The organism is Bradyrhizobium valentinum (assembly GCF_001440405.1).
Lineage (GTDB): Bacteria > Pseudomonadota > Alphaproteobacteria > Rhizobiales > Xanthobacteraceae > Bradyrhizobium > Bradyrhizobium valentinum.
The window spans coordinates 1-15,111 of sequence record NZ_LLXX01000159.1; the positions used below are offsets into that span (position 1 = coordinate 1).

The 15,111-nt window shown below is 62.3% G+C and carries 12 protein-coding genes and 1 pseudogene; 6 read left to right on the forward strand and 7 right to left on the reverse strand.

Annotated elements, in window-relative coordinates; all coding sequences use genetic code 11:
• Positions 1–79: 79 nt before the first annotated feature.
• The 3 genes from gyrA to CP49_RS28215 all read right to left on the reverse strand — a co-directional run bounded on the left by gyrA (position 80) and on the right by CP49_RS28215 (position 3,935).
• The gene (gyrA, locus tag CP49_RS28205; RefSeq protein WP_057853412.1) at positions 80–2,797 is read right to left on the reverse strand and encodes a DNA gyrase subunit A; all 2,718 of its coding nucleotides are present in this window, start codon (positions 2,795–2,797) and stop codon (positions 80–82) included.
• A 201-nt stretch (positions 2,798–2,998) separates the two neighbouring features.
• On the reverse strand, positions 2,999–3,397 hold the full coding sequence (locus CP49_RS28210) for a DUF2306 domain-containing protein (RefSeq protein ID WP_057853413.1): 399 nt from the start codon (positions 3,395–3,397) through the stop codon (positions 2,999–3,001).
• 49 nt (positions 3,398–3,446) lie between these two features.
• Complete coding sequence (locus CP49_RS28215; protein WP_057853414.1) at positions 3,447–3,935, reverse strand: single-stranded DNA-binding protein; 489 nt, start codon at positions 3,933–3,935, stop codon at positions 3,447–3,449.
• A gap of 545 nt (positions 3,936–4,480) precedes the next feature.
• Here CP49_RS28215 and CP49_RS28220 point away from each other — a divergent pair.
• From CP49_RS28220 to CP49_RS43530, 4 genes are all read left to right on the forward strand, one after another.
• Positions 4,481–5,269, forward strand: a complete 789-nt coding sequence (locus tag CP49_RS28220; protein WP_057853415.1) for an outer membrane protein — start codon at positions 4,481–4,483, stop codon at positions 5,267–5,269.
• Positions 5,270–5,494: 225 nt separating this feature from the next.
• Positions 5,495–6,148, forward strand: coding sequence for an outer membrane protein (locus tag CP49_RS28225; RefSeq protein ID WP_057853422.1), 654 nt, complete (start codon positions 5,495–5,497; stop codon positions 6,146–6,148).
• Between the two features lie 267 nt (positions 6,149–6,415).
• Complete coding sequence (uvrA, locus tag CP49_RS28230) at positions 6,416–9,400, forward strand: excinuclease ABC subunit UvrA (RefSeq protein ID WP_057853416.1); 2,985 nt, start codon at positions 6,416–6,418, stop codon at positions 9,398–9,400.
• Between the two features lie 93 nt (positions 9,401–9,493).
• Positions 9,494–10,207 carry an HNH endonuclease signature motif containing protein gene (locus CP49_RS43530; protein ID WP_197423262.1) on the forward strand — a complete coding sequence of 238 codons (714 nt, stop codon included), beginning with the start codon at positions 9,494–9,496 and terminating at the stop codon, positions 10,205–10,207.
• 97 nt (positions 10,208–10,304) lie between these two features.
• Here the strand turns inward: CP49_RS43530 and CP49_RS28235 are convergent, their stop codons facing one another.
• The 4 genes and pseudogenes from CP49_RS28235 to CP49_RS28250 form a co-directional block, all read right to left on the reverse strand.
• Positions 10,305–10,637: a PRC-barrel domain-containing protein gene (locus CP49_RS28235; RefSeq protein WP_057853417.1), complete on the reverse strand. Its 333-nt coding sequence runs from the start codon at positions 10,635–10,637 to the stop codon at positions 10,305–10,307.
• Positions 10,638–10,829: 192 nt separating this feature from the next.
• Positions 10,830–11,792, reverse strand: coding sequence for a YVTN family beta-propeller repeat protein (locus tag CP49_RS28240; RefSeq protein WP_057853418.1), 963 nt, complete (start codon positions 11,790–11,792; stop codon positions 10,830–10,832).
• A 2-nt stretch (positions 11,793–11,794) separates the two neighbouring features.
• The gene (locus CP49_RS28245; protein WP_057853419.1) at positions 11,795–12,337 is read right to left on the reverse strand and encodes an SRPBCC family protein; all 543 of its coding nucleotides are present in this window, start codon (positions 12,335–12,337) and stop codon (positions 11,795–11,797) included.
• A 208-nt stretch (positions 12,338–12,545) separates the two neighbouring features.
• Positions 12,546–13,323: pseudogene (locus CP49_RS28250) on the reverse strand (AAA family ATPase).
• Between the two features lie 79 nt (positions 13,324–13,402).
• Here CP49_RS28250 and CP49_RS28255 point away from each other — a divergent pair.
• Both CP49_RS28255 and CP49_RS28260 read left to right on the forward strand, forming a co-directional pair.
• Positions 13,403–13,726 (forward strand): hypothetical protein, encoded by a 324-nt coding sequence (locus CP49_RS28255; protein ID WP_057853420.1) that lies wholly within the window; start codon positions 13,403–13,405, stop codon positions 13,724–13,726.
• A 633-nt stretch (positions 13,727–14,359) separates the two neighbouring features.
• Positions 14,360–15,031, forward strand: a complete 672-nt coding sequence (locus CP49_RS28260; RefSeq protein WP_057853421.1) for an outer membrane protein — start codon at positions 14,360–14,362, stop codon at positions 15,029–15,031.
• The last annotated feature ends 80 nt before the right edge of the window (positions 15,032–15,111 follow it).

The window sequence follows — 15,111 nt, forward strand, 5'->3', positions numbered from 1 at the left end:
TGGGTGTTCGCAAACTCAGCTTACCCCTGACCACCTGCCACCCCATAGGATCTACTCGTTATTCACAAGGCCGGCGGCACTAGCCGCCGTTACCGTTCTCATCCTCGCCGATATGCTCGACCGACACCACGTGCTCGTCGTCGGCGGTGTCGAACACGATGACGCCCTGCGTCGAACGGCCGGCGATGCGGATGTCCTCGACCGGGCAGCGGATCAACTGGCCCTTGTCGGTCACCAGCATGATCTGATCGCTGTGCTCGACCGGGAATGACGCCACCAGCTTGCCGTTGCGGTTGTTGACGCTCATCGCGACGATGCCTTTGCCGCCGCGGCCGGTGGTGCGGTATTCGTAGGACGAGGTGCGCTTGCCGTAGCCGTTGACGGAGACCGTCAGCACCACCTGCTCCTGCGCCGACATTTCCGCGTAGCGCTCCTGCGAGAGCTGCAGCGAACCCGAGGTCTCCTCGCCCTCGACATCAACAGGTTCTTCCGCCGCGGTTTCGCCGGCGACCGCGCGGCGCATCTTGAAGTAAGCCGATCGCTCGTCGGAAGTAGTCTCGACATGGCGCAGGATCGCCAGCGAGATCAGCTTGTCATTCGCCGCGAGCGCAATGCCGCGCACGCCCATCGAGGTACGGCCAGTGAAGACGCGCACGTCGGCGACGGGGAAGCGGATGCACTGGCCGCCGGCCGCCGTCAGCAGCACGTCGTCGTGCTCTGTGCAGATCTGCACGTCGACGATTGCCTCGCCCTCCCCGAGCTTCATGGCGATGATGCCGGAGCGGCGAACATCGACGAAGTCGGACAGCTTGTTGCGGCGGACGGTGCCGCCGGTGGTAGCAAACATCACGTCGAAATTGCCCCAGGAGGATTCATCCTCCGGCAGCGGCATGATGGTGGTGATGCGCTCGCCCTGCTCCAGTGGCAGGATGTTGATCAGCGCCTTGCCGCGCGCATTGGGCGCGGCCACCGGCAGCCGCCAGACCTTTTCCTTGTAGACCTGACCGCGCGACGAGAAAAACAAGACCGGCGTGTGGGTGGAAGCCACGAACAGCCGGCTCACAAAGTCCTCGTCGCGGGTCTGCATACCCGCGCGGCCCTTGCCGCCGCGCCGCTGGGCGCGATAGGTCGAGAGCGGTACACGCTTGACGTAGCCGGCGTGCGAGACAGTGACCACCATGTCCTCGCGCTGGATCAGGTCCTCGTCCTCGACCTCGCCCTCCTGCTCGAGGATCACGGTCCTGCGCGGGTTGGCAAACTCGTCCTTCACCGCGCCGAGTTCGGTCTTGATGATGGCCTGAACGCGGGCCCGCGAGCGCAGGATGTCGAGGTAATCGGCAATTTCCACGGCGAGCTTGTCGAGATCTTGCGAAATCTCATCCCGGCCGAGCGCCGTCAGGCGCTGCAGGCGCAGGTCGAGAATCGCCTTGGCCTGCTCCAACGACAGCCGCGCGGTGCCGTCGGGCGCCATCCGGTGCCGGGGATCGTCGATCAGCGTGATCATCGCTTCGACATCCCGCGCCGGCCAGTCGCGCGACATCAAGATATCGCGCGCGGTGTTCGGATCGGGCGAAGTTCTGATAACGCGAATGATCTCGTCGATATTGGCGACCGCAATCGCAAGGCCGACCAGGATATGGGCGCGGTCACGGGCCTTGTTGAGCAGGAACTTGGTGCGGCGGGTGACCACCTGTTCGCGGAACGCGATGAACAGCGTCAACAGGTCCTTCAGGTTCATCACCTGCGGACGGCCGCCATCGAGCGCCACCATGTTGGCCGGAAAATTCGTCTGCAGCGGCGTAAACCGATAGAGCTGGTTCAGCACCACGTCGGGCACGGCGTCGCGCTTCAACTCTACGACGACGCGGAAACCGTCACGGTCGGATTCGTCGCGCAGGTCGGAAATGCCCTCGATCTTCTTCTCGCGCACCAGCTCGGCGATGCGCTCGACCATGGTGGCCTTGTTCACCTGGTAGGGAATCTCGGTGACGATGATTGCTTCGCGATCCTTGCGGATGGTGTCGATCGTCACCTTGCCGCGCATCACGATCGAGCCGCGGCCAAGGTGATAGGCCGAGCGGATGCCCTGACGGCCGAGGATGATGCCGCCGGTCGGGAAATCCGGACCCGGCACGATGTTGATGAGGTCGTCGATCGTAAGCGCCGGATTGTCGACCAGCGCCACGCAGGCATCGATGACTTCCCCGAGATTGTGCGGCGGGATGTTGGTCGCCATGCCGACGGCGATGCCGCCGGCGCCGTTGACCAGAAGGTTGGGAAACTTGGCCGGCAGCACCGTCGGTTCGCGGTCGCGGCCGTCGTAATTGGCCTGGAAATCGACGGTGTCCTTGTCGATATCGTCGAGCAACGTCTGCGCGATCTTGGTCAGCCGGGATTCGGTGTAGCGCATGGCCGCCGCCGTATCGCCGTCCACCGAGCCGAAATTGCCCTGTCCGTCGATCAGGCGCTCGCGCATGGAGAAATCCTGCGCGAGGCGCACCAGCGCGTCATAGACCGACTGGTCGCCGTGGGGATGGTATTTGCCGATGACGTCGCCGACCGTACGCGCCGACTTGTTGTACGACTTGTTCCATTCGAAGCCGTTCTCGTGCATCGCGTAGAGAATGCGGCGGTGCACGGGCTTGAGCCCATCGCGCGCATCCGGCAGCGCGCGTGCCACGATCACGCTCATGGCGTAATCGAGATACGAGCGTTTCATCTCGTCGAGGATGGAAACGGGACGAATATCGGAAGGCTCCGGCGGTTCGCCGGGCTTGTTATCTTCGGGGTCAGACAAAGGGGAATCCGGTCAGTTCTCAGCTAAGAATCATATAGCGCATCGGGGGTCCGATCACCACCCCGAAGCGCGCTGGAGAGGACGTTTTTCCGCTCGTTTTTTCATGGACTTATCGGATTAGCGGCGCCTTGCATGGGGCTCGCCGGAGCGGATGTTTCCCGCCCGGAAAAGGGGCGCTGGAACCGTGATTCCTGCATCGGCCTACTGGCCGAAAAATACCGCGTGCATGATCCGTCCCGGCAGCAGGGTGAACAGGCCGGCGATCACCAATCCTCCCGTGAAAATGCCGATCATCGTCTTGCGGTGACGGCTGACCTTGTGCCGGCGAGCGCTGAGCACGGCGATCGGAAGCAGGACCAGGACCATGATCGACAGCAGGTGGATCGGGCTCCAGGGGCCCAGCAGTCTGATCTCATGGATCCAGAACGAGCTGGCGGCGACGACCACCATCAGGCCGACCCAGATCCAGCCGATCGTCCGGTGCGGCAGCGTCCCCTTCGGGGCAGCAAACTGCACGATGCCAAGCGCGAACGCCGCCATGGCCGAAAAGGCATGAACCGATATCAGGGGGCCGGCATCCAGCAGCGGCGTGAGGCTCATGCTGGGCGCTTTCCGAATCTCGACTGCGGCCTCAGGCGGTGCCGCCGCCTCAGAACGGGATGTCGTCGTCCATATCGCTGTTGCGGGCGCCGGCCGCCACGGCCCGCCGCGGCGCCGAACTGACCGGACCGCCGGAGCCGAAATCGCCGGAATCGTCGGAGCCGAAGCTGCCGCCTCCGCCGCCGCTACGCCCGTCGAGCATGGTCAGGGTTGAGTTGAAGCCCTGCAGCACGACTTCGGTCGAATATTTCTCGACGCCGCTCTGGTCGGTCCATTTGCGGGTCTGCAGCGCGCCCTCGATGTAAACCTTGGCGCCCTTCTTCAGATATTGCTCGGCGACCTTGCAGAGCCCCTCGTTGAAGATCACCACGCGGTGCCACTCGGTCTTTTCCTTGCGTTCGCCGGTGGCCTTGTCGCGCCAGGTCTCCGAGGTCGCGATGCTCAGATTGGCGATCGGCCGCCCGTCCTGTGTCCGCCGGATTTCGGGATCCTTGCCGAGGTTGCCGACCAGAATCACCTTGTTCACGCTTCCCGCCATCGCCGCTCTCCACTCGATATTGCCGGCAACAATTACTGGCAAAAATTACTGGTCGGACCCGCTTCCGTGCCGGCCGCCTTCAATTCTTGACTGTCGCTTGTCCGTTTCCGCGCGTCCGTTCCCGGACATCCGGACCCTATACACTGACTGGCCCCGCTGACTTGGCGATCCCTCGGCAAGCCGCCGGTTATCCACATATAGCATCGCCGATGCGCGCGTTCCAGCTTTGTTCCTAATAACGCCTCATGCGCCCTGCTGGCAGTTTTACAATCTCTAGGCGAGCCCCGGGAACTCACGGGGAAACCGAAATAAGCGAAATGGAACCCGAAAGTTCCCGCCTCGGTTCCAATTATACCAGATAAATCATAAGCTTCGTTCCATATAGTTGGCTGGCGACTGTTGCATTTTGGAGACGCCATTTCCGCGCGAGTCGGGCTATAGAGTTGTGGAACGGCGCGGGTGCTCGCGTCTCATCCGAGAACGCTGCGTCTCATCCGAGAACGCTTCGGGGACCAACGGAAGCGGACAAAACCTGGGGATAGATCATGAAGAAGTATCTGTTAGCTACAGTTGCTCTCATCGCGTTCGCCGCACCTGCGGCGGCCGCCGACCTCGCTGCGCGCCCCTATACCAAGGCGCCGCCGGCGCCGGCCGCCGTCGTATATGACTGGAGTGGCTTTTACATCGGCGCCAACGGTGGCTGGGGTTCGGCCCACAAGTGCTGGGACCTCACCGCCGACGTCGTAGGTCCTTTCGTTCCGCCCCTGGCCGAAGGTTGCCATGACGCAGACGGCGGCACGGTCGGTGGTCAGATCGGCTATCGCTGGCAGTCTGCTGGCTGGGTGTTCGGTGTGGAAGGGCAAGGCAACTGGGCTGACTTCAAGGGCTCCAACACAAGTCTGGCCTTTTTCACCCCCCTCAGCACCATCGAGAATGAGTCGAAGATCAATGCATTCGGACTGATCACCGGTCAGGTCGGCTATGCCTGGAACAACGTCCTGCTCTACGTAAAGGGCGGCGCGGCCGTGACCAGCGACAAGTACAGGGGTATCGAAACCGCGACCGGGCTTCTTGTAGACAGCGCCAAGGAAACGCGTTGGGGCGGCGTCGTTGGCGCCGGTCTCGAATTCGGCTTCGCCCCGAACTGGTCGTTTGGCGTCGAGTACAACCACCTGTTCTTGGGTGACCGCGACGTCGACTTTGCCGCGTCCGGCAACTTTGCTCTTGCTCCGGCCGGCTCATTCTCGAGGACTTCTCGCATCGACCAAGACGTCGATATCGTCACCGCTCGCATCAACTACAGGTTCGGCGGCCCGGTCATCGCGAGGTACTGAGCTCAGCGCCAGCGCGGGACTACGGAAAGGCCGGCTTCAAGCCGGCCTTTTTGTTTGGTTGTAGGTCAGCGCCACCAGCGCCCGCTACGGTTGTATCGCGCATGTTTTTGCCGCGGATGTGGTTTTTCGGCGACAGCAATCTGCGATGGCTTCACGCTATATGGAACCGCAACCTCAAATTGACCGCTGAAGTTTGCGTTGAAGAGTCGCGAAAGGAAAAAGAAAGTGAAGAAAATTCTGCTGACCACCACTGGCTTGATCGCACTTGGGATGGCGCCTGCGATGGCCGCCGACCTTGCCGCGCGGCCCTATACCAAGGCGCCCGCTGCAGCGATTGCGATCAACAACTGGACCGGCTTTTATCTCGGCGCGATGGGCGGCTACGCCCAGGAAAACACCTCAGACGCGTTCGGCGAGATCAGCGGCGGCTTCGCCGGCGGCACGCTCGGCTACAACTGGCAGACTGGCAACTTCGTGCTCGGCGTTGAGGCCGATGCCGCTTGGGCAGATGTCGGCGTGAGGGTGGGTAACCCGGCGCTCGCCGCGGTAGAGACTCGGATTCGCTCGATGGGTACCGTTCGTGGCCGCGTCGGCTACGCGTTCGACCAGGTCCTCGTCTACGGTACCGGCGGTTATGCGTGGGCCGACAACCGTCTGACATTATCGAGGCTCGGCGTGAGCGTGTCGGATAGCCAGGTCCACTCCGGCTGGACACTCGGTGCTGGCGTCGAGGTGATGTTCGCACCGAAATGGTCGGTCAAGGCCGAGTACCTCTATCGCAGCTTCGACAGCGAGACCTACTTCGCAGGCATTGCTCCTCTTGCAAGCGGAACGCTCAACCTGAACAGCGTTCAGGTCGGCGTGAACTATCACTTCTAAGACTTCCTGCTGAAGCTGCCTGCGCCTCCGTTCCGGGAAATTCGGAACGGAGGCGTTTGTATTTGAGGAGTTCCGACCGGAGCTGCTGACTGCTGCTGCCAAAAAGAAGATAGCGCAAACAATCCGTTGATGATTCGTGCGCGGCACTGGAAATCCCTCGCCGTTCTTCCTATGTTCCGACTTTCAATCATAGGCGCCTGATCCCGGCTCTCGCGGGCAATGCGCGCCCCAACTCGGCGCGCGATCTGCGCGCCTGGAAATGCCGATATGGATGAAGTGCTAAGGGCGAAGCGCCAACAACCCGCCGGCTCTGCATTGCGCGCGATAACCATCCGCGGCGCGCGCGAGCACAACCTCAAGAATGTCGACATCGAGATTCCCCGCGACAAGCTGGTCGTGTTCACCGGCCTCTCCGGCTCCGGCAAATCCTCACTCGCCTTCGATACCATCTACGCCGAGGGACAGCGGCGCTACGTCGAGTCGCTCTCGGCTTACGCGCGCCAGTTCCTGGAGATGATGCAGAAGCCCGACGTCGACCAGATCGACGGCCTGTCGCCCGCGATCTCGATCGAGCAGAAGACCACTTCAAAAAATCCGCGCTCCACCGTCGGCACCGTGACCGAGATCTACGACTACATGCGCCTGCTTTGGGCACGCGTCGGCGTGCCCTATTCGCCCGCCACCGGCTTGCCGATCGAAAGCCAGATCGTATCGCAGATGGTCGATCGTGTGCTGGCGCTCCCCGAGGGCACGCGGCTCTATCTGCTCGCGCCGGTCGTGCGCGGCCGCAAGGGCGAATACAAGAAGGAGCTTGCCGAATGGCTCAAGAAGGGCTTTCAGCGCGTCAAGATCGACGGCACCTTCTATGAGCTTTCGGATGCCCCCACCCTCGACAAGAAATTCCCGCACGACATCGACGTGGTCGTCGACCGCATTGTGGTCCGCCCCGACCTCGGCCAGCGCCTCGCCGAAAGCTTTGAGACCGCGCTGAAGCTCGCCGAGGGCTTGGCGGTGATCGAATACGCCGACGCGCCGGCTGGCGCGGCGGAAGAGAAAAAGTCCGACAAGAAGACCGCCAAGATTCACGACAAGAGCGGGCCGGAACGGATTCTGTTTTCGGAAAAGTTCGCCTGCCCGGTTTCCGGCTTCACGATCCCCGAGATCGAGCCGCGGCTGTTCTCGTTCAACAACCCCTATGGCGCCTGCCCCGCCTGCGGCGGCCTCGGCGTCGAGCAGCATATCGACGAGGACCTCGTCATACCCGACAAGGAGCTGACGCTGCGCAAGGGCGCGATCGCGCCCTGGGCCAAGTCGTCCTCGCCCTATTACATCCAGACGCTGACCGCGCTCGGCAAGTTCTACAAGTTCACGCTCGACACCAAGTGGAAGGACCTGCCGAAGAAGACGCAGGCGGCCTTGCTGCACGGCTCCGGCGACGACGAGATCAAGTTCTCCTACGAGGACGGGGTGCGCTCCTACGACACCAAGAAGCCGTTCGAAGGCGTCATCACCAATCTCGAGCGCCGTTATCGCGAGACCGAGAGCGAATGGGCGCGCGAGGAGCTGGCAAAGTATTTCTCCGATATCCCCTGCGCGGGCTGCAAGGGCCATCGCCTCAAGCCCGAGGCGCTGTGCGTCAAGATCGGCGGCAAGCATATCGGCGAAATCTCAGAACTCTCCGTGAAGCGCGCCGGCGAATGGTTCGAGAGCGTGCCTGCTGCGCTCAACGCGCAGCAGAACGAGATCGCCGCGCGCGTGCTGAAGGAGATCCGTGAGCGGCTGTCCTTCCTGCTCGACGTCGGCCTGAACTACCTGACGCTGTCCCGCTCCTCCGGCACATTGAGTGGCGGCGAAAGCCAGCGCATCCGCCTGGCCTCGCAGATCGGCTCGGGGCTCACAGGCGTGCTCTACGTGCTGGACGAGCCCTCGATCGGCCTGCACCAGCGCGACAATGCGCGGCTATTGGAGACGCTGAAGCGGCTGCGCGACCTCGGCAATACCGTGATCGTGGTCGAGCATGACGAGGACGCCATTCGCCTCGCCGATTATGTGCTCGACATCGGCCCCGGCGCCGGCATGCATGGCGGCCACATCGTGGCGCAGGGCACGCCCGCCGAGGTCATGAAGAACCCGAACTCGCTGACCGGAAAATATCTCACCGGTGAATTGTCGGTCGCGATCCCCGAGCGCCGGCCGCCGAACCATCGCCGCACCATCAAGGTCGTCAACGCCCGCGGCAATAACCTCAAGAACGTCTCGGCGGAAATCCCGCTCGGGCTGTTCACCTGCGTCACCGGCGTCTCCGGCGGCGGCAAGTCGACGCTGCTGATCGACACGCTCTACAAGGCGATCGCCCGCAAGCTGAACAACGCCAGCGAAGGCGCCGCGCCCCACGACCGCATCGAGGGGCTGGAGCATATCGACAAGATCATCGACATCGACCAGTCGCCGATCGGCCGCACCCCGCGCTCGAACCCCGCGACCTATACCGGCGCCTTCACGCCGATCCGCGAATGGTTCGCCGGCCTGCCCGAAGCCAAGGCGCGCGGCTACGAGCCCGGCCGCTTCTCCTTCAACGTCAAGGGCGGCCGCTGCGAGGCCTGCCAGGGCGACGGCGTCATCAAGATCGAGATGCACTTTTTGCCCGACGTCTACGTCACCTGCGACACCTGCAAGGGCAAGCGCTACAACCGCGAGACGCTCGAAGTCCTGTTCAAGGGCAAGAGCATCGCCGACGTGCTCGACATGACGGTCGAGGAAGCCGCCGAATTCTTCAAGGCAGTCCCGCGCGTCCGCGAAACTTTTAAAACCCTGCACCGCGTCGGCCTGGATTACATCCACGTCGGCCAGCAGGCGACGACGCTATCCGGCGGCGAAGCCCAGCGCGTCAAACTGGCAAAAGAACTGTCAAAGCGCGCCACCGGCCGCACGCTCTACATCCTGGACGAGCCGACCACCGGCCTGCATTTCCACGACGTCGCAAAGCTGCTGGAGGTGCTGCACGAGCTGGTCGCCCAAGGAAATACGGTGGTGGTGATCGAGCACAACCTCGAAGTCATCAAGACCGCCGACTGGGTGATCGACTTAGGCCCCGAAGGCGGCGACGGCGGCGGAGAGATCGTAGCCTGGGGTCCGCCGGAGGATATCGTCAAGGCGCCGCGGAGCTACACGGGGAAGTTTCTGGCCCCGGTGCTGAAGAAGGCGGATGGCAAGCCGCGGAAGAGCAGCAGCGCGAGCGAGGCGGCGGAGTGAGCTTTTGCTTAGCTAACTATGACAATAATACCGCAAGAGACAACTGACTTAGACCTACAGCTTAGCGCACTGAACAAGCCACGTTCGGGCGAGTTGTACTATGCGATTACTCTTGTCGCCGGCGAGAACAACAAAGTCGAGTTTTGTACACAGTCGGAATGGGTCGGTTGGGCTGACGAGCAAAGGCAGATCGAGCTTCGCCAAGCTCGGCTTGTTTACCCTGCTTTCGTCGAACTCTGGCAGACGGCCCGTCAACCATACGCAATCATTCACACCGTGGACGAAGCGATTCTATTTTTGATCGGTGGAGGAAACGCGCTCGTCGAACAGACACTAGCTCGCGGTATTTTTCCACGCTTGCTTCGCTCCGATCCATCTGTTCCGCGTGGCCGCGCCGGATTTGTGTCGCCGTCCTTATTACAAAAAACGGCATTCCGTCGTGCCCCAACTCCCAAACTACGAATGGAAGTCTTGAAGCGCGACGGTCGCCGCTGCCGCGTCTGCGGACGACGTCCGGACGACAATATAGATTTGGTACTTCACGTTCATCACATTCGGCCTTGGGAGAGGGGTGGCATTACAGACCACTCTAATCTAATTACTCTTTGCCACACCTGTCATACAGGGTTGCACCCACATCACGATCCCAGCCTATTTGAGTATCTAGATTCACCGTCTGACGATCCGATCGAGGAAGAGCTCAAAGAGTTTCGAAGAGGTGTCGCACGTTTTCGCAAGATTGGTTTTTTTTCAACGATTGATGGAGACAGTCCAAAACGAGCTTCCCGGCCAACGCGAAAGCGTTGATGTTTGAGCAAGCGTGGGGCGGATTAGCGAAGCGTAGTCCGCCACTCCTCTCTACCTGCGAACAGTGGGTTACGCCTTTGGCTAACCCCGCGACGCCCTACACCGTCCAATAATGCGGATGCGGATAGGACCGCGAGCGGTCGCCCCAGTCAAAATCGTCTTCATCGAACTCGGACGGGCCGGCGCGCAAGTCCTCCAGCGTCAGCGCGGCCACGAAGGCCTGACGCGCGGGATCGAACCTGAGTGCGTCCCACCGCACAGGATGATGGTGGTGGCTGGCGAGTAGCCCGCCGGTTTTTATCACGGCATACGCGACAGTACCGGTCACCTTGTCCAGCATCAGTCGCTCGATCGTGCCGAGTTTTGCGCCGTCTTGCCCGTAGACGCTCGCGCGCTCGACGCGGTCACTGGGCACCAGGGTATGAGGCATGGCGTCCTCCCTGTTCTCTATTCTCCCGGCATCATAGCACAAGTGCGCCCGGCATGCGCGGGCGTCAGGTCGTCGCGGTGCTGATCCAGTCCGTAGGATGGGTGGAGCGAAGCGATACCCATCGGCCTCACAACCAGTATTGATGGGTATCGCTTCGCTCCACCCATCCTACGGACCCTGCGCGCCTTCCGGCTACCGCCGCAGAAACGTCCCGAACGCCCGCGGCCCGTCGCCGACCTTGATCTCGTCTGTCACCTTCAGCTCGACGGCGTCAATCACGCTGATCGAGTTGCTCTCCCAGTTCGCAACGATGATGCGCCTGCCGTCCGCCGTCGCTGCGATCCCCTCCGGGTAATCGCCCACAGTGATGCGCTTGACCGGCGCCAGGCTCGCGAGATCGAACACGCTGACGGTGCCGTCATACTGGTCGGTGACGAAGCCGCGCCCTTGCGCGAGTGCGACCGCATAGGGGCGCAAGCCCGTCTTCACGCGCCCGATTTCGCTGTTATCCGCGACATCGATGACCGAGACGTCGTTCGAGCCGACATTGGCGGTATAGGCGCGCCGGCCCTCGGCATCGATGGTAATGCCAAACGGGCGCTCCCCGACCCTGATCGTGGCCCGCCTCTCGCGCGTCGCGGTGTCGATGACGGACACGCTATCCGCGTCGCGGTCCGCCGACAGCAGGAGCCGCCCGTCCGGCGTCACTGCGAGGCCCGACGGCGAGGCCCCGACCGTGATATCAGCGACCACGCGCTGCGCTTTCGGATCGATCACCCGCACCGCCGCGGCGTACCAGTCCGCTACATAGACCGTGGCGCCATCCGGCGCCACCGCGACACCGAGCGGACCACCGCCGACGTCGATCTTGCCTACCACCCGGCGGGCGGCGGCATCGATCACCGTAAGCGCCTTGGTGTCGGGGCTTGTCACATAAACGAAGCGTCCGTCCGGCGTGACGGCGACGCCCGCGGGCTTGCCGGCAATTGCGATAGTCGCGACCGGCCGCGCAGTAGCGAGGTCCACGACCGACAGGTTTTCGCTGAGCTGATTGGTGACGAATGCTTCCTCGGCCGAGGCTTGCCCGGCCCAACCTCCCTCAGCCAAAGCCGTTGCGATGCCGGCGACGAGCGCCGCCAGAGTGGTGGCCCGCACGCTCAGCTTCCGCTCTCGACCTTCTTCTTCAGCGCCTCGAGGCCCGCGCGATAAAGCCCGCCCACCGCCTTCACGGCGGCCTCGTCGCTCAGCTCTGGCGGCGGATCGTTGTTGGGATAGCCGCGATAGAACGCGCCGGCCCACTCCAGGCTGCTGCCCTTGCCATCGGCGCTGGACATCACTGTCAGGGTGGACGAATAGTTGGTGACCGGCAACACCTTCACATCCACGGCGGTGATCCGGTACGAATAGCTCATCTTCTCGGCGTCATATTTGTAGAGCTCCTCATCGACGGTCGCGCCATCCGCCAGCGTCAACCGCCGCGTGGCCTCGATCGCGTTGCCTTTGTCGCCCTCGGTCTTGCTGACCGGCGGCAGCCAGCTCATGTCCTGGAAATTGCCGACCACGGCCCACACCTTGGCCGGCGGCGCGTTGATCTCGACCGATTCCCTTACCTTCTGGCGGGTCGGCCCATGCGCCCAGGCTACGCCTATCACTGCCAGCGCCGCCACCACGGCCCCCACCCTCGCGAGCGTCGTCCTCATGTCGCTTCCTCACTGTCTCTTGTTGGCCCGCGCTAGCCGCGCAGTTGCGTTATCGCAACGCATTTTCAGACCAAAGGAGGCTGGTTTGTGGCGCCGCCGCGACGCGCGGCGTTGTGTCGGATAATACCCGTGGGATGGGTGGAACGAAACGATACCCATCACCTTCGCAAACGGTGGGTTTCGCTTTCGCTCTACCCACCCTACATGCTCACTCCTCCATCGCGGCTTCCACAAACCCCTTCGGGTCCTCGCAAAACTCCCGCATGACCCTGTAGTGATCGGTCTCCTTCACCGTCACCGGCTCCAGTCCGTATTTCGTCAGCCGCAGCAGCCGTGCGTTGGGGTAGGCCATCAGCATCGGCGCATGCGTGGCCATGATGACCTGGCAATGGCCGATATTCTCCATCCTCCGCATCAGCTTCAAGAACTCGATCTGGCGCGCGGGCGACAGCGCGGATTCCGGTTCGTCGAAGATGAAGATGCCCTGCTTCTGGCAACGCTCCTCGAAGAAACGCAAAAACCCTTCACCGTGGGAATGGGACAGGAAGTCCGGCGGAGGGCCTCCTCCCATTGGATATTTCTGGGCCATCTCGTCTAAGTATCGGGCAACTGAGAAAAAGCTTTCGGCGCGGAAAAACCAGCCATTGGTGATTTTGGGTAGCCAGCTCGCCCGCAACGCGTTGGACAATTGCCCCCCCCATTTTTTCCAACGCCCATGAGTGGTCGACCGTCATGTACCCCTTGCCGCCGCCGGCTTCGTCATAGCCGGCGAGCACGGCGATGCCCTCGAGCAAGGTGGATTTGCCGGTGCCATTCTCGCCGACGATGATCGTGATCGCCCGATCAAAGCTCAGCTCGAAATCATCGCGCAGCAAGGGCAAGCAGAACGGATAGGCCTCGCGGTTCGCGATCCGCGATGGCTCGAGCCAGATGCGCTTGAGATAGGGCGCCGGCAGGTTGATCGGGCGATTTCGTTTGGAAGCCATTGGCTCGGATCCCGGGAAACAAAGTCGTTCGCTACAGTTATACAGGGAATGCCGTACAATCCTAGATGGCACGCCCACTATGCAAAGCGCCACCTACACCCTCTTCCGCAACGCCATTCTCGGCGAGCAGCAGGTCGTCTGCCACTATGACGGCCGCCTCCGCGAACTCTGCCCGCACATCATCGGCACCAACAGACGCGGCGAAGAGGTCGTGCTGGCCTGGCAGTTTGCCGGCGAAAGCTCGGGCCCGCTGCCGCAATGGCGCTGCCTGAAGCTGGCTAATGTCAGCAACGCCAGGACGCGCGAGGGCCGCTGGCATGAGGGCGGCTCGCACCGTTCGACGCAGACCTGCGTCAGCGAGATCGATCTCGACATCAACGTTCACGTTCGCAAGCGTAGGTGAGGCCAACGCTGCAATGGTAAGATGCGACTTGTCCGCTGTAGCTCGAAGAGCGAAGGCAGGGACTTCCAGGGTTCTGATCGCCAATCCGACCGCCATGTCAGACCTCATCCTGAGGAGCTTGCGGAGCAAGCGTCTCGAAGGATGAATGGCACCAGCGAGGCCGCATGGTTCGAGACGGCGCTGCGCGCCTCCTCACCATGAGGGTCTAATGGTTGGTACGGCACTGCGGGCCGATTTGCTTTGCACGCAAGCGTAACGTCATTGCGGGCGCAGCGAAGCAATCCATTGTCACGGATGTCCGCATTACGCGAGCATAACAATCTCGAACGCACGCCCTCGCCTCGCTCACAGATCGAAAACTCATTCCACACACGTCGCCGCGATGCTGTCGAAATAGCAACCTGCTCGCGCCAATGCGCGGTCGCGTTTGGGTCCAACTTTTGCCGGCATGCGCAACGTATGGTTAACCTGCAAGCGATCGTTCTCACATCCGCACAAACGTAGCTTGCAGACGGCTCTCGGAGGGCGCGTTCGCGCCCGCTTCCACAAACGATACGTCACCATGCCGGTGCGATCGGTTCGCTATCGAGCCCGCAGGGGGTTATACGAATGTTCAACTTTAGGGGACAAAATATGAAACGACTACTTCTAGCTGGTGTGGCCCTCTCGGTCGCGAGCGCGGCCTCGGCCGCCGACCTTCGGGCGCGGCCCTATCCCAAGGCCGCCGCCCCGGCGACGGTGGTTGCGGCGTATAACTGGTCCGGCTTCTATGTCGGCGCGATGGGCGGCTATGGCTGGGGAAGCGGCGATAGCGATGCCAGCGGCGGTTTTGGTGGCGGCACGGTCGGCTACAACTGGCAGCTCCCCGGCAGCCAGTTCGTATTCGGCGTCGAAGTCGACGCCGCCGGCGCCAGCATCAAGGAAAGCGTAACCGGGGACGTCGGTGGTGGAGTCCTGGGCACGGCGGATTCCAAGATCAACTCATTCGGAAGCGTGACCGGCCGTGCCGGCTTCGCGATCGATGCGGCGCTTCTCTACGCCAAGGGCGGCTACGCCTGGGCCAACCACAAAGTCTCCGCTTCAGTGCCAGCGCTAGGCCTAGCGTCTTCGGATAGCCAGACTCATTCCGGCTATACGATCGGCGGCGGCCTCGAATATTTGTTCACGCCGAACTGGTCGGCCAAGGCCGAGTACATGTACACCAGCCTCGGCGGCGAGACCTATACTGTGTTGGGCGTCCCGGTGGATTCCGGCAACATCGACTTCCACACCATCAAGGTCGGGGTGAACTATCACTTCCGTTGAGACGGGAATGTAGTCGCGTAGTTGCTGCGTAGCAACCATTAAAGCGGCACCCGACCGCCGGTGAGGCTGACGCCGTGCTC